Source organism: Methylocapsa sp. D3K7, from assembly GCF_029855125.1.
Classification (GTDB): domain Bacteria; phylum Pseudomonadota; class Alphaproteobacteria; order Rhizobiales; family Beijerinckiaceae; genus Methylocapsa.
This window is the reverse complement of sequence record NZ_CP123229.1, coordinates 2,335,665-2,355,521: the sequence shown is the minus strand read 5'-3', so window position 1 is coordinate 2,355,521 and position 19,857 is coordinate 2,335,665. Positions and strand designations below refer to the sequence as shown.

Sequence of the window (19,857 nt, the reverse complement as noted above, 5' to 3'; positions counted from 1 at the left end):
TGCTGAAAGCGATGGGTGCCGCTGTTAGCTGAGGCTTTCAATTCCAGTCACCGGTTTTTGTCGCAGCCATGGCTTTCCTGCTTATGCTCATCGGCCTCAATCTTTCGGGCGTTTTTGAGATCGGCGGAAGCTTCTTGGGTACGGGTAGTGGGCTTACTTATCGTGGTGGTACACTAGGCAGTTTTTTCACAGGTTTTCTCCCAGTGCTCGTCGCGACGCCCTGCACCGCGCCTTTCATGGGCGCTGCTATCGCGGCTGCCTTCATGACGTCTTCCGCCGCTACGTTCGCGGTCTTGCTTGCACTTGGGTTCGGACTTGCAACGCCCTACGTGCTGCTCGCCCTCATTCCCGGCCTTGTCCATCTTTTGCCGAAGCCAGGTGCCTGGATGGCGATCTTAAAACAAGCGCTTGCATTTCCAATGTATGCGAGCACCGCTTGGCTCGTCTGGGTCATCAGTCAGCAGACTGGCCCTGACGGCGTGATGGCGGCAGCAATGGGACTCGTGCTGATTGGTCTCGCGGCATGGGCGATTGGTGTGACACAAAACCAGCAGAGGCGTGTTCGGGCGTTTGGGCGGGCGAGTGCCGGACTTGCTGTGATTATCGCCTTCGCTTTTCTGAACGATATTGGCATCACTCCACCCTCGCTTGTTGCAACAGCCGGAGATGCGCAACCTTATTCACCTGCAAGTCTCGCAACTTTACGCGAAGAGGGGCGCCCAGTTTTCGTCAATTTGACCGCTGCCTGGTGTGTCACCTGCAAAATCAATGAGCAAATAGCTTTGGCTTCGGACGCGGTTCAAGAAGCATTTGCCACTCGTCATATCGCCTATCTTAAAGGCGATTGGACGCGAGCGGATCCGGCCATCTCCGCCTTGCTGCATCAGCATGGACGGGACGGCGTACCCCTCTATCTGTTTTATCCATCCAATAGACGGGAGCCTATTGTCCTGCCTCAGCTTTTGACAGCCGGTATTGTCCTTGATGAACTCGATCGCGCCGGCAGCTGAAGGATCCCAAAGCGGTTGGATAGAGCAAAGACCAGCATTCGAGGAACAAAAAGGAGATTACTATGCCCCGATTACTCCCGCCTTTCATAAGTTTGGCCTTGGCTCTCGCTGCGTTGAGCCTTGCCGTCATGCCGAGCCTCGCGGAAGCGCTGCATATTGGCCAGCCAGCGCCGGATTTTACCGGCACGGATAGCAATGGAGAAACGCTTCACCTGAGCGATCTGAACGGAAAGCCGGTCGTGCTCGAATGGACCAATAACGGCTGCCCTTATGTCAAAAAATGGTATTCGAGCGGCGCAATGCAAAAATTGCAACGCGAAGCCGCCACTTTGGGCGTTGTGTGGCTGACCATAGCGAGTTCGGCACCAGGCGAGCAAGGATTTGTCGATGCCGCCCAGGCTAACGAAGACACAGCAACCCGCGACGCAGCGCGGGCCCGCGTGCTGCTGGATCCACTAGGTAAGATCGGCCATCTTTATGGTGCCGAGACAACGCCGCATATTTTCGTAATCAAGCAGGACGGCAAGCTCGCCTATATGGGCGGCGCAGACAGCATTGCGTCGACCCGCATTGAGGACATCGCAAAGGCCGAACCCTATGCGCATGAGGCGATTGAAGCCGTGGCGACTGGCAAGCCCGTTCCTCATCCGGTCACGCGCCCCTACGGGTGCTCGGTCAAATATTCGAGCTGAGGCGCGGGTTCTCCCGCCAGCTCATGTTAAAAGCCGGAGCAATAAGGCCTGAACGCACAATTTGTAAAAAAATCATACGCCAAGGGAAGGGACCAATATTTTCAGAATGTAACCAAAATGGCAGGATCCAAATGTTTGGACGGTCTCATGGCCGCTATCGTGGAGCCTATTTTTAAAGACGGCGCAAATGGAACTAAGGTATTCATCAATGAGGTCTAAGCGTACGAATTTGTACAAATCGTGCGGTGACCTTAATTACACAAACAGCATGAAGCTGGCCACGAGGGACAAAAGAGTACCTTCAGCGCGGCGATCTGCTTGCCAACAAGATTGAACGGATCCGCTGGCGGCTATGGCACGGTCGCCCACGGGGGCTCTGAATTTGACCACCGAAATCTTGGAGGAACTCGAGACGCCTAAGCGCTAAATCCAGCTGACCACAGTCTACATCAAAGAGCTCACCGGAGTTTTGCGTGATCTCGAGACATATGTCACCGGGCAATTCAATTCTCAATTATGCTGCCGCGCGGCGTTGCGGCGAGCCAAGGTCAACGGCGGAGACCGAGAGCGCGGTCCATAGGCTTCTGCATCGTAGGATGACGGCCAAACAACAAATGCGCTCGTCACCGAGAGGAGCACACTTCATGCTCAAAGTGCGGACGGCCGCTATAAACGGAACATTCGAACAAGAATGTATTGTTCTCGTACGATCAAAGCAGGGCTAGCAACGTCACGACGCATAACGCCCCCAACTTTGAGACGGTCACAGGAACCATTTTGGAACCATAACACTATTAACGCAAAAAGTTGGGGCGGACGCGTTTCGCCACGTGTTCTTAATGCCGTTTTCGCTTTGAAAGACTCTTTGGGCACGAAAAGTGACGCAGAGCCATCATAATTCGCGTAGGGACTCCAAGTGCGGCGTGAGGAACGGCTGAGCCTTTTCGAACGTCCGCGACGCGCGAAGCACGATGGCATCGCCATATTGCGGACCGATGATCGCCGGCACGGAAGCCGCCGGCTGCTGTGTGATGTTGAACGGAAAAGCGAAAGGCATCTCCGGCGCCGTTCCGAGGCTAGGAACGGGTTTGGATTGAACCGGCGTCACCAACAGGTCGTATTTCTGATGGAAACGCCGCGTCAAAATTGCAAGCTCGGTCCGGCGCTCATTGGCGTCCACCATATCCTCGAGTGTATATTGCGCCAATCTTTCGACGCGCGCCCGTATGCCGGGATCTATCTGCTCCAGCCCTTTGTCGCCGATCTCCTAGCGCAATCGGATGGCACGCTCGGCATTGATCGTGTCGATGATCGACGGGGGATCGCGAAAGCGTGGATCAACCTCATCGACAATGGCGCCTAGCTCAGCCAAGCGCGCGACAGCGCGGTCAATGACTGCAATGATTCCAGGATCGGCGGTGAGGTAACCCAAGGTCCGACTGTATCCGATACGCAGCCTTTGACGCCCACGTCGAGATCGAGGGTCCAATCCCGGTCTTCGCTGGGAAGGCTCGTCCAGTCGCGGACATCGGGCTTGGCGATTATGTTCAACAGCAAGGCCGCGTCGGTCACCATGCGGGTGATGGGGCCAATGTGGAATAGACTGCCGTTTTGTAGTGCGAGTTCGGCTTTGTTCGTTCCGGAGCGGTCGCCGCGCGAGACAAATGGTGCCTGCTTGTCCTTGATGGTCTTGAACGCGGTGACGATGTCCTTCTCTCCCTTTATACTGGCGGGATCACGTCGCGGTCCAATCAGAATGAAGTCGTTGTACATGACAGGGAAGCGTCGCACGCCGAAGCCGCCGGCGAGGGATTTCTCTTCCGCCTCCCTGTCATGGACGAAGACGACGCCGGCATCGCTGCGCGAGGCGGTATCGAGCGCTTGGCCGGTGCCCCGCGCGACCACCTTCACGTCGATGCTGGTCTTCTTCTTGAAGATCGGCAGCAAATAACCGAACAGACCATCAATGACCCGACCTCGGCCGTCGCGCGGCCAAAGCCCGCCAGCAATACCGTTACCAGGCTAAAGTGGGCGTCCCATAGAAGTGTGATCACGCGCCGGAGCGGCCCGACGCGCATCGCCGTCCGCTCGTCACGATATTCCATCCAAAAATCTTCGACGGTCTGCGGGGTCAGGGCCGCGACAATCGGCAGGAGTAGGAGGGTTTGTGCGACGATCGTCGCAGTCGGCATAAAGAGGATGCCAAGGAAGCCCAATGCTCCAGAGTGGGACAGTAACAGAAAAACAACTAGCCCAACGAGGACGGGAGGCAGACCCATGAGGGCATTGTTTCATTGATGATGACGACGAGGAAGGTCCTCGTCCAGGAAAATGGACAAGTGCCAGCAAGGCCACGAACGCCATGCCGACAAAAGCTGCAAACAAGACCTCGGATACGCTCATGAAGAGGGAGAAACGGGCGATGGAATAAAGTGCCGGATCGCCAAGGAGCACGAGGTTCAGCGCGGAAATACCCTCGGTCATGGCCGATCATCCTCATTCAAACGTTTACCTCACGATACAGTGTCCTCTCACGGCATTTTCCGCCGGATATGAAAAATATAGAGGCCCTCCGTCGCGTCCTGACGCTCCAGCGTGTCGCCCGTCTCGCGCACGAGATGCGGAATATCGATAACAGAGAGTGGATCCGTGCATTCGACGACGAGAAGTTCGCCGGGCGCGAACTTACGGAGCACTTTGCGCGTCAGCAACGCAGGCAAAGGGCATTGCAATCCGCGCAGATCAAGAGGGGCCGACGTCAATTTGGTGGTCATCCACGCGGTTTGTTATAAGCCTAGGCTGCAGAAAGCGTAATGTATGCAGGCTTCTGGTTCCAGCGGGATAGCGTATTTGAGTGATTTTCGCGAACTGAAAGTGGCCCGCTGGTGCGGCTTCGACCACCTGACGCCGCTCTCACAAGCCCTGGCCGCGCTCGCGGCTTGTTGCGTGGAGATAGCGCCGGAGGAGATGGGAATTGAAAACGCGTCGGGACGAATTGCGGCCGGGCCAATCCATGCTCCGATCGCCATTCCGCCATATCCGATCGCCTTGGCGAGGGGTAGGCTGTGGCGACGTAAGATACGCTGGGCGTTTCGTCCTACGCGCTAGGGTACGCACATACGCCGCTGCGCCGAGTTTCTTGCGGCGGTCCATTGCCGGACCATGCCGATGCCGTGAGGCCTTTGCCGGGCGATGGACCGCAGGTCGAGGCCGCTCCTGGCGAATCCATCTGGCAGGTCGCCAAGAGAATAGGGATGGAAATTACGCATCTTTGCTATTCGTCACGTTTTGTTGCTCTATCTGGGGGCGCATCGTCTTCGATCAGGACCTCGCCTATGTCGCCGGGGACTCGAAGCGAGGGCGCCGCAAAGGCGCGGCAATTGATGAATGACACTTGCTTTGGCGTGCTGCTCGCGGGCGGCCTGGCCCGGCGGATGGGCGGGGGTGACAAGGCGCTGCGGACGATCGGCGGCACGTCCATTCTTGGGCGCATCATTGCCGTGACGCGGCCGCAATGCGCTGGGCTCCTGTTGAACGCCAATGGCGACGTGGCAAGACTTGGTGGCTTCGGATTGCCGGTCGCCGCCGACAATGTAGCGGGGTTCAAAGGCCCGCTTGCGGGTATACTCGCCGGCCTAGACTGGATCGCCTTGCACCATCCGGGCATAAATTTTGCGATCAGCATTCCAACCGATACGCCTTTTTTGCCCGCCAATCTTGTCGCACGCCTCGAAGAAGAGCGAGAGAATAAACATGCGGAGATCGTTTGCGCTCGCTCTGGCGGAATGACGCATCCGGTCATCGCGCTTTGGCCCGTCAGCATCAGGACGGATCTGCGCCATGCGCTTGTCGACGAGGATCTGCGGAAGACCGGCTGCTTCACTCAGCGGTACCACGTCGCTACTGTTGACTGGCCGATCGAACCCTACGACCCATTCTTCAACGCAAACGAACCGGCCGACTTAGTTCGGGCGGAAGCCATTTTGGCGCAACGTGCCGAGGTCGAGGATTGAGGAAACCTAGTTTCTCACTTCTGCTGCCTGGCGGCTGACCCCGATCTGCGCCTAGGAAACATTCCGAAGCAGCTGAAAGCGGGCTTTGGATTTCCTTTTGGCGGAAGTCAAAAGTCGTGGGCAATTTGGATGACATAGGTGGTCAGGCCCATGGAAATAGGTCTAGCGCATTATTGGCTGAGTTGATCAAGGCGCTTTCGGGCATTTGACGCAAATTCCTTCCCTATCGGCATCTTCGGCAAGAGTTTTGGCACTTTGTTTGCCTGCTCTCTTTATTCGATGACAAAGCGACACAAACGGCACGTCATTCCCTCTTTTTAAAGGCGGCATCATGATCGAGCTTACTGCAGCGGACGGGCATAAATTTCCCGCCTACCGTGCCGACCCTCCAGACACGCCAAAGGGCGCTGTCGTGGTCTTACAAGAGGTTCTTGGTGCTGATCCGCAAATCCGAAAGATCGCGGACGGTTTCGCGGCGAAAGGCTATGTCGCGATCGCTCCAGCCCTTATTGAGCGGGGAGTTGTCGCCGTCGAACCTTGCAATGATGAGCTGCCAATCGCTGAGGGATCCGGTTTCGCCGAGAAAGTCGGTACGGATGGACCTCTTGCCGATATTCAAGCAGCGATCGATGCGGTGAAGGACGTCGGCAAGGTCGCGATTGTCGGCTATTCCGGAGGCGGCTATCTGGCCTATCTTTCCGGCAACCGGGTAACCGGGCTTGCTTGTGCCATAGGCTACTATGGTGCTGGAATCGTTGATGCTTACCAAGAAAAGCGCAAGATTCCGACGCTGATCCATTTTGGCGACAATGATCCGCGAACCCTACCTGAAGACGTGATTCAGTTTCGCGCGAAGCGGCCGGATGTGAGCGTTTATACTTATCCAGCGGGGCATGGCTTCGACTGCGAAGAAGGGAATAGTTATGACAAGCTGGCCGCCTCGAAGGCCCTTGACCGGACTTTGTTCTGGATCTCGCAATATGTCGAAGGCCAGGCACCGATCGCCCTGAAGAATGCCGGCGCCTATGCCCAGGCAAAGACCGAAAAGAAAAAGAAAAAAACCTCTGACGACCAAGGGCCGCCGATGGATTGAATTCCTTGCAACCCTCTGGCTTGCCATGCGAACGGCGGAAGATCATGAGCATCATCGAGCATGATTTTGGTAAGAAGAATCGCCAGATCGTCAGGCGTTTCACAACACTTTTGAGCCTGGATGCACTGCACGAAGCCAACGTCAAGGCGAATCCGCTCCCCTATCTTGAAAGGGCGAGCGAGCGCATATTCCAACTTGAGAAGACCTTATTTGAAGCTGCGGCAGCCGCCGAAGGACCGGCGGCCCCGCGCTCCTCTCCAGACACGATTGTTATCGACAAAGCGGAATATCATCGCCTGCTGAACTGCCGGGCCATCATCGAAGATGCGCTCACACATATGGAATTGCGGGAAGATATTTGAGGCGTGATCCACAAGAGCGAGAACCCGCTTCAGACTGTTGATAAAATTAAATCGACAACTAACGGCTATGATCTGATACAAAATCGAATCATAGCCTCTAAACTCTCGCGGATGCCGCGGCTCCGCCTGGCATAACTTAGGAGGTTTCAGTTGCTAGGCGAAGGCTGCCACTTATAGAGATCACCCCAGCCGCTTGCGGCCGTGCATTCATGCATAAAGCCAAGTTTCATGAGCTCGTCGACGAACCCGAACTGATTGCCGCTTTTCACGCTTGCGTACACCGGCGCCTTGCGCTCTTGGATTTCCGTGACGAGTGCTGCACAAACACCTTGATCACGGTGCCCCGGCGCAATCGCGGCATAAGAGATGTGCACTGCTTGGCTATTCTTAAAACCCCATTCGAAATCGTCCCGCCTCACGAGCAGTGCTCCGACAATCGCTTTGTTTTTATCGACTGCAATCGGCGAAAAACCCGATGTGCAGCAGGCCATGAGTTCGGTCAGTATATTTTCCTGCTCAGCTTCGCTCCTCAGATCGGCTGGAATATCTGATGCAACCTGCTGCAGTAAGCCCCAGATATCCCGCAAATCCTCCAGCGATGCTGCGCGTTGTGTCAAATCAGCCACGATCCAATCCTTTTCTCCGGTAAAAGCCATACATATGAAGGCTATGAGAGATGCGTGCCAAGATACAATTCGGATGGAAATAATTTCCCGCGAGTGAATGATGTCGGGAGCACTTCATTTATGAAGAGCCGGATTGTCCGCTTTGCGACAAGACGCGAGTCATTAGCTGAAAACTCTGCACGGCAAGAAATTTGCTCTCATATATTCTAGATCTCTGGTGAGGAAGATCCAGAAAGCGCGTCAATGGAGATATCGAATGCCAGTCACGGAAGGCTTCTTTGTGGATTGGGACGGAAATGCACGCAACACGCTCGATCCCGGCGGCGGTTATCTGTGTGAAACGGATCCGGTCGCTCGATATGTCGCGGTCACGACCAAGGGCGGAACACTCGTGCATGAAGGCACTTTTTATAAGAGCCTGGTCGCCATCGAAAAGGCAGGTATTCATGCGCCGCTTGTGCCCGGATCCCATCCTTGGGGCCGGAATGAAGATGGTCTTTGAGATTTCCAATTGGTTAAGTCGAGGTCTAGCAATGCTTCCCACGACCATCCTCATTGATGAACTACCAAGATGCGTGGTCCGCCCGACGGATACGAAGGATCTCAATCGATTTATCCGGAATGGGAAGACCTATCTGCTGGCTGAAAATCCAGCGGGCAAGATTACCCATCGCAACGCGGATGACATGGAGTTGACAAAATGGCGCGATGGCCTAGCGCTTCATAAGGCCTGGGGCGGCGTTGACGAAGATTTTTTCGGAACTCCCCTTTAAAAGTAGCGTGCCAGTCCTGTCGAATCATGGGCGCGAGCCGCCCGCGTCGTGCGGATTGGCCGCTTGATTTCTCATCCAGTCCGCGAGCTTTGCCAACAATCCATAGATTTCTTGACGAGCCTTCATATCCGTGACGGTTTCTTCAAGCGCGCCGCTCATGCACACCAGCCACGCATCACGTTCCCGCTCACCGATCCTGAAGCCCAGATGCCGCTGGCGCAAGCGCGGATGACCTTTCTCTGCGGAATAGAGCTTTGGGCCACCCATCCATTCGCAAAGGTAGCGCTTAAGTAGGGTTTTAGTTGAGCTGAGATCCGCCTGGTGCATGGCACGGATTTCTTGCGCTTCAGGCAACGCATCCATCTTTTCATAGAAGATCTCGACCAACCGGTCGATGGTCACCGCGCCCCCGATCCTTTCGAACATCGAGGTCTCTACATCGACATTTGTCATTTTTCTCTCCAAGCGCTTTTGCGCGTGCCTGCGTCGTGCCACCTCAAGCGAGGATTCTCCAACGCAAGGAGTTTTTAGAACGCGGCGCGATATTCATGAGCGAAAGATGGTTGAAGTGAGAGCGGCAAGCGCGTTGCGTCTCTGCGCGCGGTGGATAGCTACTCATTCATATTCGGGAGCAGAATCACTTCTGCGGGACTCGCAGGTCCGTGACCCGCGACGAAATCAAGCGCGGAGACCGCCGACAAGCCGCCGCCACTATCTATTAAGACCACCGCATCGGTGGGCATTTGCGACAGCGCTTCGATCAATTGCGAAACCGTCATCATCGCCTCTCAAACTTTGTGGAACCAACCTCATCCTTCTGAAAGCCGCACTCCAGTTACGTCAAAATACACAAAGAGCGATTCCTCCTCAGGCGTGGAAATTTCGGCTGTCTTAAGCGAGCCGTTGCCGTAATATTCATAGCGATGGGCGAGCTCGATCTCGCCATAGACGATTTTTTCAAAGCAAGAGAGCGCACCGGTCTCGTTGAAATAGGCGCGAATATAAGTATTGCGGTTGGTAAGCGCTTCCTTTGCGATCGGATTAACAAGATTGAAGGGCAATTTTATACCAGTGTAAGACACAAAAAATCGCGCTGTCTCACTTACTTCGTTCTTCATGCTATCTCCAAGGAGGGTGCGCTGCCGGTGTGTAGATCTCGTCTGGCGTTAGTCTGGATGGATCATAATCTCCATCGTATCATCGAGTTCTTCCGCGAACGGATCTGGAATTCCATCGTCCTCGACGAGCGCTACGCCGCAAAGACAGACATCACCTTGAATGACTGCGAGCGCAAGAGGTTCAAGGCTGGCCCCTTGGCACGGTCCATCGGTGCAAATCCCCGTCTCGGTTTCAAACCTAGCTCCATGCCGGCTGCATCTGAGTGATTTTTTATCTGTATCGAAAAACGTCCCAGACCCGATATTGAGCCAAATTCCCTCATGCGGACACGCATTGACGTAGCCAAAAAAATCCTTCGCGTTTTTACGCACGATCACGATCGGGAAAGGTCTGTTTTCTCCCGCCCCGGCGATCCGCGAAAGGCTAAAGGCTTTGGCGCCCCCTGGCTCGATATTGCTAACGGCACAAATGGCATAGACCTCGATGTTGTTGGGTGACATTCCTCCTCCCGTATCAACACGACCCGCCTCGAAAGAACGGCACGTAAGCGGCTGGAACCTCCCGCCCCAACTAAAGGGCGCTCAGAGTCTTCGGACCCTTAAGGACCGGATAATTTTCCCGTAAAAGCCGTTCGAGTTTCTTGCAAAGTGAGCTGTCGCTCGCGGCACCTTGGCCAACGAAGTCCGTGCCAGCATCCCATATCTCGAAAAAACAGTGCAATCCGTCTTCGTAGGCAGCGTCAGGTACCACAGTGAGATCTTTCAACTGCGCAAGTCCGTCTCCGGTGACTTCGAGACGCCAAGACCGGTCGTCTTCCACCGAACCCAAAAGGTGGCTCACTTCGGATGCAGACCATTCCGTGTTAAGATCGAATGCCATGCTTTCCTCTGTCGTAGTTGATCTTTGTCGTAGACAGAACAGAGGGTAGGACGCATTTGTCAATCGCCCTCGTTCAGATCCGTTGACACGGCAATTGCATTAAACGTGCCGGATGATTGCGAGCAGCGTGGTTTTGTTATGCCAACCAAAATCGCTCGCTAGCGCTAGAGTTTAGGGTAAAAGAGCTTACATGAAATTTTACATGACCCCTGGCTCTTGTTCGACCGCTATTCACATCATCCTTGAAGAGCTTGAGGAGGTATTCGAGGTCTATATCGTGAACTTGCCAGCAGGTGACCATTTCAAGCCTGACTATGTCGCGATTAATCCTAAATCCACGATCCCCGCGCTCGTTCGCAAGGATGGCAGCACTCTTACCGAAGTGCCAGCCATTGCCTATTGGCTTGCGCGGACCCACGGCTGCGCCAAATTATGGCCGGAGATACCGGAGGACGAAGCGCGGGCTCTCGAAACCATGGCGTATGTCGTCGATACTATTCATGGCCAGGGCTTTACCCGTATCTTTGCGACAAACACATTCGCCCGCAATCCAGACGACCATCAAGCTGTACGTCAGCTCGGCCTTGATATTATTGAAAAGGGCTTCACAATCTTAAATAACGCGATCGCTGACAAATCCTACGTGGTTGGAGATTTTTCAATCGCCGACCCCATTATCTTTTATGTCTCGTTCTGGGCCGATAAGACAAAGATTCCGATGCCGGATAACCTTGCTGCCCATTACCGCCGGATGCTGGCTCGGCCAGCGGTCCAGCGCGTGCTTCAGGAGGAAGGTTACAATCTTGCCACCCTCGGCGTTGCAGAGCGGCAGCTGTAAACGAGATCGAGCTGAGTGAGACTTAGCAGCAAGGACACTTCTCGCGTCGTCTGGTAAAAGCGAGAATGTCAAAATTGGAGCACTACAAATTTCGACATATGGAGAGAAAACAATGACTGGGATGACCGTCGTGGACGATCGCAATCAGGACGATATGTCGCGCAAAGCAGGCTGCTATCTTTATGTCGATACACGGCTTTGGCTCGACAATGATGTGGTCCATCGACATGATGGACCGGCTGTCATTTTTCCAGATGGCGTCGAACGCTGGTATATACGCGGAAAAGAAATAACCCGCGACGTGAAAACCTACTTCTTCCAGAATAAATGGCGCGTGGAAAGCGGACTCGATACGCCGGAAAAGCGCATTCTATTTTTATCGCACTTTGTAAAATAGCGGCATCCCTCCGCACCGATGTTCGACGATGTTGAAACGCCGAAGGCGGTTTGATGCAATGGCAGCGGCGTGTCAGAAGCGCTACCGTTGGCGGCGACAAATTCGGGGAGCCGACCGCATCGCCGGATGAGAATCACTTAAAATACGGGGCGCTAACCGGGCTGCATAATGAAGCAATGATTGGCGGGCCGCTGGCTGACGAAGCCGTCTAAGTGACGGCGCTGGCTTTCAAAGCTTCGGTTTCAGTCCGCGTCAATCGAAACAAACCGCGGCCTCCAGCAAGAGCCTGATAGTTGGCGCCCGCATTGTCGCTCAAGAAATTGAACCAATCCTGCGGTGTCAAAGCGGCTGGGCGTTCTCCGATTTCGACAACCGTACCGTTTGGCGCGAAGCGCGCATGAATCATGACATTGGTGGATGCAGGACTCGTGACATCGCGGGCTTCCATAGATCCCTCCATAAACTCTAAAAACCCGAGCCAAAACCTAACAGCTCGACCTTGATATTTTCCGTGCCTAGTACTTTAGCCTGACAAGCGAGGCGCGATTTCGAGCCGACGCCGATAATGGAATCGAGTTTTTCATTTTCCTCGCGGGCAATTTTCGACAATCCCTTGCGCCCTTCGTGAACGAAGATATGGCAGGTACCACAGGACGCATTTCCCTCGCACTTATGGTTCAGGTCCTCTTCAGCTGCTAGAATCGCAGCAAGAAGCGTCGTTCCTTCCAGCGCTTCTGTCGTCTTACCAGACGGCATAATCGTAATCATCGGCATTTTTAGCACTCCTTATTTTCTGCGGTTCTTACTACGGTTCTCCGGCGAAGCCAGGTGAGACAGAGCGGCGTCTAGTAAATTGCTGCGCCCGCCCCAACGTTGATCGAGGCGTCCTTCATGGTTGCGACGAGGAACGCAATCTGGTCTTCCGTGAGATGGGTATGAAATGGCAGCGCCACGGCGCGATCCGCGACTTTTTCCGTCACAAGGAAATCACCTTTTCGGTAGCCCAACTCGAAGTAATGCCGCTGCAAATGCAATGGACTGCTGTAAGCCGCAGCCTCGACCTGCTCAACACGCAAATCCTCGATGATCGCATCACGGCTCGATCGCGAAAATCTCGTTCCCAAATGCACGATATAGAGAAACCAATTTATCTCCGTCACATCAGGGGCGACGAAGGGATCCTTGATCCCCTCGAAAGATTGGACGTGCTTATAATAAAGATGCTCGATATACCGCCGCCGTTCGAGGATCTCATCGATCCGCTTCAACTGGGCTAAGCCGAGCGCGGCCGAAAGATCGCTCATTCCAGCCTGGTAGGGGGGTGTCCCGGTGACGACTACCGAAGACCGCTCAACCAGCCTGTGAGAGCGATGCCGCCGCAATGCAACGGCGATATCCACGTCATCCGTGATAACCATACCTCCTTCGCCACAAACAAGCGGGGAGGGTTGCGAGAAATCGAAAATGGCGGCGTCGCCAAAGGATCCAACCAGTGCACCTTGATATCTGGAGCCGATCGCCTCAGTGGAATCCTCGATGAGAATCAAGCCATGTGTCTTAGCGACGGCACGCAACGCAACCCAAGCAGCCGGGTGCCCGTTGTTGTTGCAGCCGACGATAGCGCGCGTCTTTGGGCTGATCCGCGCTTCGACCTTTTCCGGAACGATGGTGCCAGCCCAATAGTCAATGTCGGCAAACACAGGCCTAGCGCCCGAAAGACTGATCGCATGCGCCGTTTCCCGGAAGGAATGAGGTGAGGCGATCACTTCATCACCAGGGCCAATCCCATGAGAGGCCAGCGTAATCAAAAGCCCGATCGTGCCACTCGGTACCGCAACCGCATATTTTCGGCCGACATAGGCTGCGAAGGCCGCCTCGAAAGCCTCGGAAAGGGGTCCACTCGAAAGCCTCGATGACCGCAAAACGGCATCAACGGCTTCAAGTTCGGCCAGGGTGATGTCTGGATCAGAGAGCGCAATGAAAGAAGCGTCGGCATCCTCGGCAATCAAGCCATCTCCGTCAACGTTCTCTTGAACGGCCGCCAGTTCGATCATCGGGCCGCACTCCGCTTTGCGAGAATTATCCCCGTCGCGCGCGTTGGATCGGACGTGATCTGGGCGCAATGATCGACGCTATCCAAAAGGTGAATGTCATAATGCTCATAAACACGGAAGGGCATTTCCGTTACATCCGACGCATCGCAGCGCGTCCAGGAAAGATGTGGAAACCGGCGGCGCAGTTCACCAAACAGAAGCGTATCCGCGCCAGTCGCTACAAGCATCGTATCGATCTGCGTCAAATCATCGGCGCTTAAGGACATGGCCCTGCTCTGCTATTTGTGTCTGGGCTCTTCATAGCAATTTCATTGCCAGAATGTGCGTTCCGGATCGATGTTCAGCAAATCCAAGAGCTCAGGCAACCGGGCATGCGTGCTATGAAGATCCCATCGTTCACTTCCGTGATCTTTCTGATAGAGCTGCCATGAACCGAGATCACCATCATATTGAAGCAAAGCGACATCGATAATGCCGCCATCGGCATCGACATTACGCGAGCAGCATGGGCTCTCAATGAGATAGCCGCCCATGACTGCCCGCACGCTCGGCACAACATACCGGTATCGCTTGCGCGCCTTGAGTGCGCGCTCGATACGCTTCCGATCAAGATCGTTCGGATGCGGAAAGCGCCCCAAGCTTATCTTTGTTTGAACTTCGGCCGTTACCATGTAAATCTCGTATTGGGGAGCTTCTTGATCATAAGATCTCTAGAGCGGGGCGATTTCTTCTTCCAGGCAACCGACAACGAGGCGTTCGCCAAATTCAACGAGATAAATTGGCGTGTTTGAGTCCGTATGTGTCCCAACTTGGACAATTTCGCCTCCATCACCACTCTTCACCAGCAGCGCCTCTGTGGGAACATCTGGATAAGAGCCATCGTTGTGAAGATCATTCAAGGCCCGCACACGCTGACCCCACTGGTAAATCGGAAACCTCGGCTCGATCACCGCACCCCTCCTGGTAATGGCAAATCATCCCCATCGTCATGGGGCTTCACCGGTTCAAGCTCCTTGCGTTTCATGCCCACTCGATTGCCGCTTTCAAGAAATTCGACGCCATAAATGTAGAATTGTTGCAAAAAGGTCCCAATACTAACGACGTAGCCTTCCTCCCCTTTCTTCGCCAAGATCTCGCCGATTTCCTTACCGGCATAGGTTCCATCGTTACGGATGACGCGCTTTGCCTTCACTTTCTCTCCGAAACTGAAGTAAGGTGATTCGGAGATCTCGACCACGTCGCTATCGCGGACAATATTGCTCATACTAGCCTATCCCTTCGCAGCTCAGATTCTCCCAACAACCGTGACTGCACCATTTCCCGGACAAGGCTATCCGTGTCTTCCAGCATCTCATCGAGCCTGGAAACGGGGATGCGGCTTGCCACTTCATACCGCACCCGCCAGTCCGGATCATTTTTCAAGCGCGCAAGAAGGTGCGGTGCAAGACGTTGCGCGACTTCCAATCTGACCGCTGCATCAGGGTCATCGGCCATTTGAAGAAGCCATTCATGTTGAATGCGGCGCGCGACCACGCGTCTGACTTCGGCTTCCTCGTCACCGATCATCCGAGCCAAAAGCAATGGGGCCACACGGCGCGCGATGACGAGGCGCACGTAATAATCAATGTCCCTCATCATTGAAACGAGTTCAGCATCATCTAGGAGGGGTACGATACGGATTCTTACCTCACGATGGGGATCCGTCCGCAGCCGCAGGCTGTAGCGTTTTGGTAAGCGCCGCGCCGCATTCCACCGTACTGTCTCCTCGGCATCGTCAAGGAGTGGCGGCAGCAGAAAGAGGCTGGCATGCTTTGCCGCAATAGCCCGCACCTCGAAATGGGGATGCTTGACATAGGCGTCCGCAAGTTGCGGGTTCCAATTAAAGAAACGATCAATGCGCCGCGCATACCGGTCGTTGACGCAGGCATGTTTTAATCGGCAAAGCCCCGTTGCAAGCGAGGGCTGGTGCTTGCAGGTGGTACAATCGACCTCGTTACCCTGCCAATCCCGTGCTTCATCAATGTCATCCATCATCGTCTTGTCCTATTCTTTGGATGACTTCGAGTAAGACCTTGGCGCCAATTTTGTCGGTGGGATCTAGCTCTAGAAGCTTCTGGATAGCATCGAACCCTTCGTCCAAATTACCGAGACGCATATGAAGATAGGCGTACCCTTTGAGAGTAAAGAGAAAGAAGCGCGGCACCATTTCCTCGTAGCGGCCAAACTGGGCATCTCCGGGTTTTACGTCGCGCCAATTGTTGGTCAGATTGTTTTCCCTTGCCGCCTTCTCAAGGCACTGCCTTGCTATCTCAAGCGCGTCGCCGAGTCTGCCTTTATAAAAATAGAAGCGATAAAGGCCAACCAAGACTGCGGCGTGCCCAGGCGCCCAAACCTCGGCTTTCCGGAGATGCTGTTCCGCTAAATCCTCCAAATGATAGGAGAGCCCAGCCTCCCACAAATGCCATTCCGCTTCAGGGGGCAGTCCTCGACCTAGAAGCGCGTCGGCAAGGAGAGCTTCCTCCACCAAAGTGATTTGATGCTTGTCTTGTCGAGCCGCGCCATTCATGCGCCTTCTCCTTGCGGCTTATTGCGCGGACTTTCCGCCGCCCTGACCACAGGATGTTGCTTTGGGGTCGTGAAAGATGAGCCCTGTTTGAGATGCTGTTTCGGCGAAATCGATTGTCACTCCGTCAAGCAGAATGCGGCTTTCCACAGGAAGAAATAGCTTTACGCCATTGCGCTCAACGATCGCATCGCCGGGGGCAGGCGTGGGCAAAACGCTGATGTCAGCCGCAAGGCCTGAACAGCCACCAGGGCTCACAACCAGCCTAAAACCACTCCCAGAAGTCCCATCAGCACGCAGCATGAGACGAATGAATTTTTCCGCCGCCGGAGTTATATTAAGATCCATGTCTTGTTCCCTACTCCGCCGCCTGATAACGGGGGAATGAGTGATCGATCACGCAGGTGTCGTCCACAGGACAAACAGCGGCGCATTGCGGACTGTCGAAATGTCCGATGCATTCGGTGCATTTTTTTGGATCGATTACAAAAGTTCCCCCCTTTTCGGAAATTGCGAGGTTGGGACATTCTGCTTCGCAGGCTGTGCAGCTTGTGCACTGTGAAGCAATTATCTTCAAAGTCATAAGTCGCTCCTATTACCTGACCATCGAAGGCCTGGAGCATGTCGCGGAAACAAGCAGCGCTATTTCCAAATTCGACATGCTCTGGCTCCATAAGTGTGAGAGATTTCCTTTCGATCGCGTGATCAGGAATCTTCTAGGCTGCCGAAATCAGTGCTCCTTGGCGAATTTCCGCATCGCCGCGCTCGACATGCTCGATTTCGCCGCTATTCACCTTGCGGAGATATTCCTTGAACCACGCGATCGCCGATTTCTCGATGAACTCATGCGCGAATTGATCGACGGGATCGATGCCAGCCTTCTGCAAATCGCTTTTGGGGCATCCGCCGATTTTGGCCACGAACACCGCGTGACAATCGTTGATGGCGCGAATGACCGTCTCCAAGCTGTCTTCGTCGCCATAACCGCCTTGGCAATAAAGATCGACACGGCGATGCCCGACAAACTTCGTTCCGCTTGTGGAAAGCTCGTAAACCTGGAACTCCTTGGCATGGCCAAAATGCTCGTTGATGAGCCCGGAGCCCTTCGTCGCCACCGCAACGAGAAGCTTGATGTTGCTCATTTCGCCCGCGAGCGTTGAAAGTTCCTCCTGCTTGGCGGCGACTTTGGCGACACGCTCCTCTTCGACCTTTGCCTGATAGGCTTTACGCGAGTCGAGATCGTAATTGACTTCCATCGCCATGATCTTGTCTGTTGTGAATTCCGCGCTACGGTCCTCGCCAAGGAGTCCAACAGCGTCTGCGCGGCACTGCCGACAATGGCGCATCATATTCATCTCGCCTTCGCAGCTATCCTGCAACGCCTTCAGCTCCTGAGCGGACGGGCCGCGCTGGCCGGTCAAACCAAACACCGTGCCATGCTCGGGCGCTGAGATCAGCGGCATGATATTATGAAGGAACGCGCCGCGCGATTTGACCGCCTTATTGACATCCACGAGATGCTTGTCATTGATTCCCGGAATCATCACCGAATTGACTTTGCAGAGAATGCCACGTTCGGTGAGCATTTCCAGGCCTTGCAGCTGGCGGTCCGTGAGAAGCTTGGCCGCCTCGACACCGGTGTATCGTTTGTGCTTCCAGAACACCCAAGGGTAAATCTTCGCGCCGATCTCCGGGTCAATCATATTGATGGTGATCGTGACGTGATCGACATTGAAGCCAGCGATAGTGTCGACGTGATCGGGCAGCGCAAGTCCATTGGTGGATAGGCACAGCTTGATGTCCGGCGCCGTCTTCGCAATCAACTCGAAGGTCTCAAAGGTCTTCTCGGGATTAGCGAGGGGATCTCCTGGCCCAGCGATACCTAGCACCGTCATCTGCGGAATGGTCGAAGCGACAGCGAGCACCTTTTTGGCTGCCTGCGTAGGGCTGAGCTTTTCGCTGACCACGCCAGGCCGCGATTCATTGGCACAATCATATTTCCGATTGCAATAGTTGCATTGAATATTGCAGGCGGGAGCAACAGCCACATGCATACGCGCGTAGTGATGATGTGCTTCCTCGCTGTAGCAGGGATGGTTCTTGACCTTTTCCCAAATCTCCGTCGGGAGATCGTTTTGACCTGCCGCCGTTCCGCAGCTTGCTTTGCCGCTGCCGCCAGACGTCCCGCAGCCTTTGTGTTCCGCAACCTTCTGCAGTACATCCTCGATATTGGCGGCGGTCCCAGGATTCGTTCCCTCGTTAAGTGCTGACGCTAGCATGTCCGCTCCTCGCTTCCGGCTGGCGCTCCAGGCCGGCCATTCGAAATTTGAAGAGCTATCGAGCAACTCGCGTGCCATTGCGATGGATATTGTAACTATATGATAATACAGGATTTAGAAAAATATACCTTTGCTGTCGCTTTATCAACGCGACAGGCGGATATTGGAGTTTTGTTTGAAAGATAACAGGCGTGATTTTGTAAAATAGCTTACGCGCATAGGCCACAGGTGACGTGGCGCATTACTGACTTGGCAGCAAGCGGCGTTTGGAAGTGGAAGTGTTGCACTTATGCGCCTTCGAGCAAAATGGCGACCGCGCGTTCAAGTGGAAGGGCAATCGGCGTCATGCCTTGCGTCGCGATGAACCGGACTTCGTTCTTGGTAAGACCGTCCGGTTCGACGAGCACATAATGCGTGATCGCGGACCGCTTCATGATTTGGCGCGCATACGTTCGCAGGAGCTGATCGTGGAATCGGCAGCCAATGAACAAAAAGCTTCGTTCCGTGCGCCGGTGTTTCACGGCATCCGGAATTGGGGTTTGGATATCTATTTCCGTTAGCACTTCGACATAATCGGCATCCGATATCAGGAAGTTTTTGGCGGGAACGATACTGCCATGCGGCTTGTATAAAAGTGTCGTCCACATGTCCGTTGCCGCGCGGTCCGTTTCCTTCCCCGCAGTATCGTAAAAGCGATACCAGCGGTCCTCACCAATTCCGGCGCGTGTAATGCCTTGAATCTCGCCCCAGTTTTTGTATTCCCCTAGTGCCGCCCGCATGGCTCCGTCATACCAAGTATCAACGATCATCGGGGGATGGAGCGCCGCAAGACACTGATGGAGTGCCGTGGGAGCAACGGGGGAACTGAAGGCCTCTGCCATCATGGCCGAAAGGGTCGAGCGATGCTTCATGCTTTCAATATGCTGGGCAGAAGCCCACGCATTGCCTTTGGCACGGCGTGGCAACGCGACCTTGCTGGCGAAGAACTCCGCGAGCGCCTCCGGCGTCATCGGCACGGCTGGTTCAGCGAGCGCGGCAAGGCCCGGTCCCAAATAAGGAACAATCGTCCCAGCACGCAAGGGGGCGACGAGGGACGCAAGCACCGCTTCAGCATCCGCCAGTTTCAAGATCTCCATCGGCGGAAAAGGTGCATTCATCC

Annotated in this window: 32 protein-coding genes and 1 pseudogene; 10 read left to right on the top strand and 23 right to left on the bottom strand. The window is 54.7% G+C overall.

The features are described 5' to 3' along the window. The first annotated feature begins 68 nt into the window (after positions 1-68). Positions 69-1,010, top strand: coding sequence for a thioredoxin family protein (locus QEV83_RS10925; protein WP_280127773.1), 942 nt, complete (start codon positions 69-71; stop codon positions 1,008-1,010). 62 nt (positions 1,011-1,072) lie between these two features. Next, positions 1,073-1,702 carry a redoxin domain-containing protein gene (locus QEV83_RS10920; RefSeq protein ID WP_280127772.1) on the top strand — a complete coding sequence of 210 codons (630 nt, stop codon included), beginning with the start codon at positions 1,073-1,075 and terminating at the stop codon, positions 1,700-1,702. Positions 1,703-2,594: 892 nt separating this feature from the next. On the opposite strand, the gene QEV83_RS10915 is transcribed toward QEV83_RS10920, so the two are convergent. Further along, entirely contained in the window at positions 2,595-2,909 is a 315-nt protein-coding gene (locus QEV83_RS10915) for a hypothetical protein (RefSeq protein WP_280127771.1), read from the bottom strand. Between QEV83_RS10915 and QEV83_RS10910 the strand changes: the two genes are divergently transcribed. Beyond that, a complete protein-coding gene (locus QEV83_RS10910) occupies positions 2,901-3,065 on the top strand; it encodes a hypothetical protein (RefSeq protein WP_280127770.1) in 165 nt (54 codons plus the stop codon). The genes QEV83_RS10915 and QEV83_RS10910 overlap by 9 nt on opposite strands. A gap of 251 nt (positions 3,066-3,316) precedes the next feature. Here QEV83_RS10910 and QEV83_RS10905 read toward each other — a convergent pair. From QEV83_RS10905 to QEV83_RS10895, 3 genes and pseudogenes are all read right to left on the bottom strand, one after another. Then, positions 3,317-3,664, bottom strand: a pseudogene (locus QEV83_RS10905) (substrate-binding domain-containing protein); the annotation flags it as partial. Next, a complete protein-coding gene (locus QEV83_RS10900; protein ID WP_280127769.1) occupies positions 3,610-3,981 on the bottom strand; it encodes an ABC transporter permease in 372 nt (123 codons plus the stop codon). The gene QEV83_RS10900 and the pseudogene QEV83_RS10905, both read right to left, overlap by 55 nt. 252 nt (positions 3,982-4,233) lie before the next feature. Then, the gene (locus tag QEV83_RS10895) at positions 4,234-4,476 is read right to left on the bottom strand and encodes a sulfurtransferase TusA family protein (RefSeq protein ID WP_280127768.1); all 243 of its coding nucleotides are present in this window, start codon (positions 4,474-4,476) and stop codon (positions 4,234-4,236) included. 609 nt (positions 4,477-5,085) lie between these two features. Here QEV83_RS10895 and mobA point away from each other — a divergent pair. The 3 genes from mobA to QEV83_RS10880 all read left to right on the top strand — a co-directional run bounded on the left by mobA (position 5,086) and on the right by QEV83_RS10880 (position 7,170). Further along, positions 5,086-5,715, top strand: a complete 630-nt coding sequence (gene mobA, locus QEV83_RS10890; RefSeq protein ID WP_280127767.1) for a molybdenum cofactor guanylyltransferase MobA — start codon at positions 5,086-5,088, stop codon at positions 5,713-5,715. 331 nt (positions 5,716-6,046) lie between these two features. Next, a complete protein-coding gene (locus QEV83_RS10885; RefSeq protein WP_280127766.1) occupies positions 6,047-6,808 on the top strand; it encodes a dienelactone hydrolase family protein in 762 nt (253 codons plus the stop codon). Positions 6,809-6,852: 44 nt separating this feature from the next. Then, positions 6,853-7,170 carry a hypothetical protein gene (locus QEV83_RS10880; RefSeq protein WP_280127765.1) on the top strand — a complete coding sequence of 106 codons (318 nt, stop codon included), beginning with the start codon at positions 6,853-6,855 and terminating at the stop codon, positions 7,168-7,170. A gap of 146 nt (positions 7,171-7,316) precedes the next feature. On the opposite strand, the gene QEV83_RS10875 is transcribed toward QEV83_RS10880, so the two are convergent. Next, the gene (locus tag QEV83_RS10875; protein ID WP_280127764.1) at positions 7,317-7,796 is read right to left on the bottom strand and encodes a GNAT family N-acetyltransferase; all 480 of its coding nucleotides are present in this window, start codon (positions 7,794-7,796) and stop codon (positions 7,317-7,319) included. A gap of 256 nt (positions 7,797-8,052) precedes the next feature. Here QEV83_RS10875 and QEV83_RS10870 point away from each other — a divergent pair, with 256 nt between their 5' ends. Together QEV83_RS10870 and QEV83_RS10865 are read left to right on the top strand one after the other, a co-directional pair. Next, positions 8,053-8,298, top strand: a complete 246-nt coding sequence (locus QEV83_RS10870) for a hypothetical protein (RefSeq protein ID WP_280127763.1) — start codon at positions 8,053-8,055, stop codon at positions 8,296-8,298. Positions 8,299-8,329: 31 nt separating this feature from the next. Next, entirely contained in the window at positions 8,330-8,569 is a 240-nt protein-coding gene (locus tag QEV83_RS10865; protein ID WP_280127762.1) for a hypothetical protein, read from the top strand. Between the two features lie 24 nt (positions 8,570-8,593). Here QEV83_RS10865 and QEV83_RS10860 read toward each other — a convergent pair whose 3' ends face one another. From QEV83_RS10860 to QEV83_RS10840, 5 genes are all read right to left on the bottom strand, one after another. Next, the gene (locus tag QEV83_RS10860) at positions 8,594-9,022 is read right to left on the bottom strand and encodes a group II truncated hemoglobin (RefSeq protein ID WP_280127761.1); all 429 of its coding nucleotides are present in this window, start codon (positions 9,020-9,022) and stop codon (positions 8,594-8,596) included. A 158-nt stretch (positions 9,023-9,180) separates the two neighbouring features. After that, positions 9,181-9,351 carry a hypothetical protein gene (locus QEV83_RS10855; protein ID WP_280127760.1) on the bottom strand — a complete coding sequence of 57 codons (171 nt, stop codon included), beginning with the start codon at positions 9,349-9,351 and terminating at the stop codon, positions 9,181-9,183. A gap of 27 nt (positions 9,352-9,378) precedes the next feature. Beyond that, positions 9,379-9,687: a DUF6156 family protein gene (locus QEV83_RS10850; protein WP_280127759.1), complete on the bottom strand. Its 309-nt coding sequence runs from the start codon at positions 9,685-9,687 to the stop codon at positions 9,379-9,381. Positions 9,688-9,735: 48 nt separating this feature from the next. Beyond that, on the bottom strand, positions 9,736-10,188 hold the full coding sequence (locus QEV83_RS10845) for a Rieske 2Fe-2S domain-containing protein (RefSeq protein WP_280127758.1): 453 nt from the start codon (positions 10,186-10,188) through the stop codon (positions 9,736-9,738). Between the two features lie 70 nt (positions 10,189-10,258). Further along, positions 10,259-10,567 carry a hypothetical protein gene (locus QEV83_RS10840; RefSeq protein ID WP_280127757.1) on the bottom strand — a complete coding sequence of 103 codons (309 nt, stop codon included), beginning with the start codon at positions 10,565-10,567 and terminating at the stop codon, positions 10,259-10,261. Between the two features lie 190 nt (positions 10,568-10,757). On the opposite strand from QEV83_RS10840, the gene QEV83_RS10835 reads away from it, so the two are divergent. Together QEV83_RS10835 and QEV83_RS10830 are read left to right on the top strand one after the other, a co-directional pair. After that, positions 10,758-11,405, top strand: a complete 648-nt coding sequence (locus QEV83_RS10835) for a glutathione S-transferase N-terminal domain-containing protein (RefSeq protein WP_280127756.1) — start codon at positions 10,758-10,760, stop codon at positions 11,403-11,405. 121 nt (positions 11,406-11,526) lie between these two features. Beyond that, positions 11,527-11,802, top strand: a complete 276-nt coding sequence (locus QEV83_RS10830) for an aldehyde dehydrogenase (RefSeq protein WP_280131028.1) — start codon at positions 11,527-11,529, stop codon at positions 11,800-11,802. Between the two features lie 208 nt (positions 11,803-12,010). Here the strand turns inward: QEV83_RS10830 and QEV83_RS10825 are convergent, their stop codons facing one another. From QEV83_RS10825 to QEV83_RS10765, 13 genes are all read right to left on the bottom strand, one after another. Next, positions 12,011-12,250 carry a hypothetical protein gene (locus QEV83_RS10825; protein WP_280127755.1) on the bottom strand — a complete coding sequence of 80 codons (240 nt, stop codon included), beginning with the start codon at positions 12,248-12,250 and terminating at the stop codon, positions 12,011-12,013. A 17-nt stretch (positions 12,251-12,267) separates the two neighbouring features. Beyond that, positions 12,268-12,576, bottom strand: a complete 309-nt coding sequence (locus QEV83_RS10820; RefSeq protein ID WP_280127754.1) for a 2Fe-2S iron-sulfur cluster-binding protein — start codon at positions 12,574-12,576, stop codon at positions 12,268-12,270. A gap of 71 nt (positions 12,577-12,647) precedes the next feature. Further along, positions 12,648-13,856 (bottom strand): DegT/DnrJ/EryC1/StrS family aminotransferase, encoded by a 1,209-nt coding sequence (locus QEV83_RS10815; RefSeq protein WP_280127753.1) that lies wholly within the window; start codon positions 13,854-13,856, stop codon positions 12,648-12,650. After that, the gene (locus tag QEV83_RS10810; protein ID WP_280127752.1) at positions 13,853-14,122 is read right to left on the bottom strand and encodes a hypothetical protein; all 270 of its coding nucleotides are present in this window, start codon (positions 14,120-14,122) and stop codon (positions 13,853-13,855) included. The genes QEV83_RS10815 and QEV83_RS10810 overlap by 4 nt, the downstream gene beginning before the upstream one ends. Before the next feature lie 42 nt (positions 14,123-14,164). Continuing rightward, positions 14,165-14,527: a DUF3024 domain-containing protein gene (locus tag QEV83_RS10805; RefSeq protein WP_280127751.1), complete on the bottom strand. Its 363-nt coding sequence runs from the start codon at positions 14,525-14,527 to the stop codon at positions 14,165-14,167. Between the two features lie 39 nt (positions 14,528-14,566). Continuing rightward, complete coding sequence (locus QEV83_RS10800; protein WP_280127750.1) at positions 14,567-14,806, bottom strand: nitrogen fixation protein NifZ; 240 nt, start codon at positions 14,804-14,806, stop codon at positions 14,567-14,569. Next, positions 14,803-15,120 (bottom strand): nitrogen fixation protein NifZ, encoded by a 318-nt coding sequence (locus tag QEV83_RS10795; RefSeq protein WP_280127749.1) that lies wholly within the window; start codon positions 15,118-15,120, stop codon positions 14,803-14,805. The genes QEV83_RS10800 and QEV83_RS10795 overlap by 4 nt, the downstream gene beginning before the upstream one ends. Next, positions 15,117-15,890, bottom strand: a complete 774-nt coding sequence (locus tag QEV83_RS10790; RefSeq protein ID WP_280127748.1) for a 4Fe4S-binding leucine-rich repeat protein — start codon at positions 15,888-15,890, stop codon at positions 15,117-15,119. Before QEV83_RS10790 ends, QEV83_RS10795 begins: the two co-directional genes overlap by 4 nt. Continuing rightward, positions 15,880-16,422: a hypothetical protein gene (locus tag QEV83_RS10785; RefSeq protein ID WP_280127747.1), complete on the bottom strand. Its 543-nt coding sequence runs from the start codon at positions 16,420-16,422 to the stop codon at positions 15,880-15,882. The genes QEV83_RS10790 and QEV83_RS10785 overlap by 11 nt, the downstream gene beginning before the upstream one ends. An 18-nt stretch (positions 16,423-16,440) precedes the next feature. After that, positions 16,441-16,767: an iron-sulfur cluster assembly accessory protein gene (locus tag QEV83_RS10780; protein ID WP_280127746.1), complete on the bottom strand. Its 327-nt coding sequence runs from the start codon at positions 16,765-16,767 to the stop codon at positions 16,441-16,443. Positions 16,768-16,777: 10 nt separating this feature from the next. After that, positions 16,778-17,002 carry a 4Fe-4S binding protein gene (locus tag QEV83_RS10775; protein ID WP_280127745.1) on the bottom strand — a complete coding sequence of 75 codons (225 nt, stop codon included), beginning with the start codon at positions 17,000-17,002 and terminating at the stop codon, positions 16,778-16,780. Between the two features lie 133 nt (positions 17,003-17,135). After that, positions 17,136-18,698 carry a nitrogenase cofactor biosynthesis protein NifB gene (gene nifB, locus QEV83_RS10770; RefSeq protein WP_280127744.1) on the bottom strand — a complete coding sequence of 521 codons (1,563 nt, stop codon included), beginning with the start codon at positions 18,696-18,698 and terminating at the stop codon, positions 17,136-17,138. Positions 18,699-18,985: 287 nt separating this feature from the next. Beyond that, positions 18,986-19,855 carry an SIR2 family protein gene (locus QEV83_RS10765; RefSeq protein ID WP_280127743.1) on the bottom strand — a complete coding sequence of 290 codons (870 nt, stop codon included), beginning with the start codon at positions 19,853-19,855 and terminating at the stop codon, positions 18,986-18,988. Positions 19,856-19,857: the final 2 nt, after the last annotated feature.

Bases quoted from the DNA above. Each gene is read 5' to 3' on its own strand.
- QEV83_RS10850 (WP_280127759.1), bottom strand. From the start codon at position 9,687: ATGAAGAACGAAGTAAGTGAGACAGCGCGATTTTTTGTGTCTTACACT.
- QEV83_RS10815 (WP_280127753.1), bottom strand. From the start codon at position 13,856: ATGATCGAACTGGCGGCCGTTCAAGAGAACGTTGACGGAGATGGCTTG.
- QEV83_RS10855 (WP_280127760.1), bottom strand. From the start codon at position 9,351: ATGATGACGGTTTCGCAATTGATCGAAGCGCTGTCGCAAATGCCCACC.
- QEV83_RS10870 (WP_280127763.1), top strand. From the start codon at position 8,053: ATGCCAGTCACGGAAGGCTTCTTTGTGGATTGGGACGGAAATGCACGC.
- QEV83_RS10865 (WP_280127762.1), top strand. From the start codon at position 8,330: ATGCTTCCCACGACCATCCTCATTGATGAACTACCAAGATGCGTGGTC.
- QEV83_RS10785 (WP_280127747.1), bottom strand. From the start codon at position 16,422: ATGAATGGCGCGGCTCGACAAGACAAGCATCAAATCACTTTGGTGGAG.
- QEV83_RS10825 (WP_280127755.1), bottom strand. From the start codon at position 12,250: ATGGAAGCCCGCGATGTCACGAGTCCTGCATCCACCAATGTCATGATT.
- mobA (WP_280127767.1), top strand. From the start codon at position 5,086: ATGAATGACACTTGCTTTGGCGTGCTGCTCGCGGGCGGCCTGGCCCGG.
- QEV83_RS10775 (WP_280127745.1), bottom strand. From the start codon at position 17,002: ATGACTTTGAAGATAATTGCTTCACAGTGCACAAGCTGCACAGCCTGC.
- QEV83_RS10765 (WP_280127743.1), bottom strand. From the start codon at position 19,855: ATGAATGCACCTTTTCCGCCGATGGAGATCTTGAAACTGGCGGATGCT.
- QEV83_RS10810 (WP_280127752.1), bottom strand. From the start codon at position 14,122: ATGTCCTTAAGCGCCGATGATTTGACGCAGATCGATACGATGCTTGTA.
- QEV83_RS10920 (WP_280127772.1), top strand. From the start codon at position 1,073: ATGCCCCGATTACTCCCGCCTTTCATAAGTTTGGCCTTGGCTCTCGCT.
- QEV83_RS10780 (WP_280127746.1), bottom strand. From the start codon at position 16,767: ATGGATCTTAATATAACTCCGGCGGCGGAAAAATTCATTCGTCTCATG.
- QEV83_RS10805 (WP_280127751.1), bottom strand. From the start codon at position 14,527: ATGGTAACGGCCGAAGTTCAAACAAAGATAAGCTTGGGGCGCTTTCCG.
- QEV83_RS10880 (WP_280127765.1), top strand. From the start codon at position 6,853: ATGAGCATCATCGAGCATGATTTTGGTAAGAAGAATCGCCAGATCGTC.
- nifB (WP_280127744.1), bottom strand. From the start codon at position 18,698: ATGCTAGCGTCAGCACTTAACGAGGGAACGAATCCTGGGACCGCCGCC.
- QEV83_RS10820 (WP_280127754.1), bottom strand. From the start codon at position 12,576: ATGCCGATGATTACGATTATGCCGTCTGGTAAGACGACAGAAGCGCTG.
- QEV83_RS10845 (WP_280127758.1), bottom strand. From the start codon at position 10,188: ATGTCACCCAACAACATCGAGGTCTATGCCATTTGTGCCGTTAGCAAT.
- QEV83_RS10840 (WP_280127757.1), bottom strand. From the start codon at position 10,567: ATGGCATTCGATCTTAACACGGAATGGTCTGCATCCGAAGTGAGCCAC.
- QEV83_RS10925 (WP_280127773.1), top strand. From the start codon at position 69: ATGGCTTTCCTGCTTATGCTCATCGGCCTCAATCTTTCGGGCGTTTTT.
- QEV83_RS10835 (WP_280127756.1), top strand. From the start codon at position 10,758: ATGAAATTTTACATGACCCCTGGCTCTTGTTCGACCGCTATTCACATC.
- QEV83_RS10895 (WP_280127768.1), bottom strand. From the start codon at position 4,476: ATGACCACCAAATTGACGTCGGCCCCTCTTGATCTGCGCGGATTGCAA.
- QEV83_RS10900 (WP_280127769.1), bottom strand. From the start codon at position 3,981: ATGGGTCTGCCTCCCGTCCTCGTTGGGCTAGTTGTTTTTCTGTTACTG.
- QEV83_RS10830 (WP_280131028.1), top strand. From the start codon at position 11,527: ATGACCGTCGTGGACGATCGCAATCAGGACGATATGTCGCGCAAAGCA.
- QEV83_RS10885 (WP_280127766.1), top strand. From the start codon at position 6,047: ATGATCGAGCTTACTGCAGCGGACGGGCATAAATTTCCCGCCTACCGT.
- QEV83_RS10860 (WP_280127761.1), bottom strand. From the start codon at position 9,022: ATGACAAATGTCGATGTAGAGACCTCGATGTTCGAAAGGATCGGGGGC.
- QEV83_RS10790 (WP_280127748.1), bottom strand. From the start codon at position 15,890: ATGATGGATGACATTGATGAAGCACGGGATTGGCAGGGTAACGAGGTC.
- QEV83_RS10795 (WP_280127749.1), bottom strand. From the start codon at position 15,120: ATGAGCAATATTGTCCGCGATAGCGACGTGGTCGAGATCTCCGAATCA.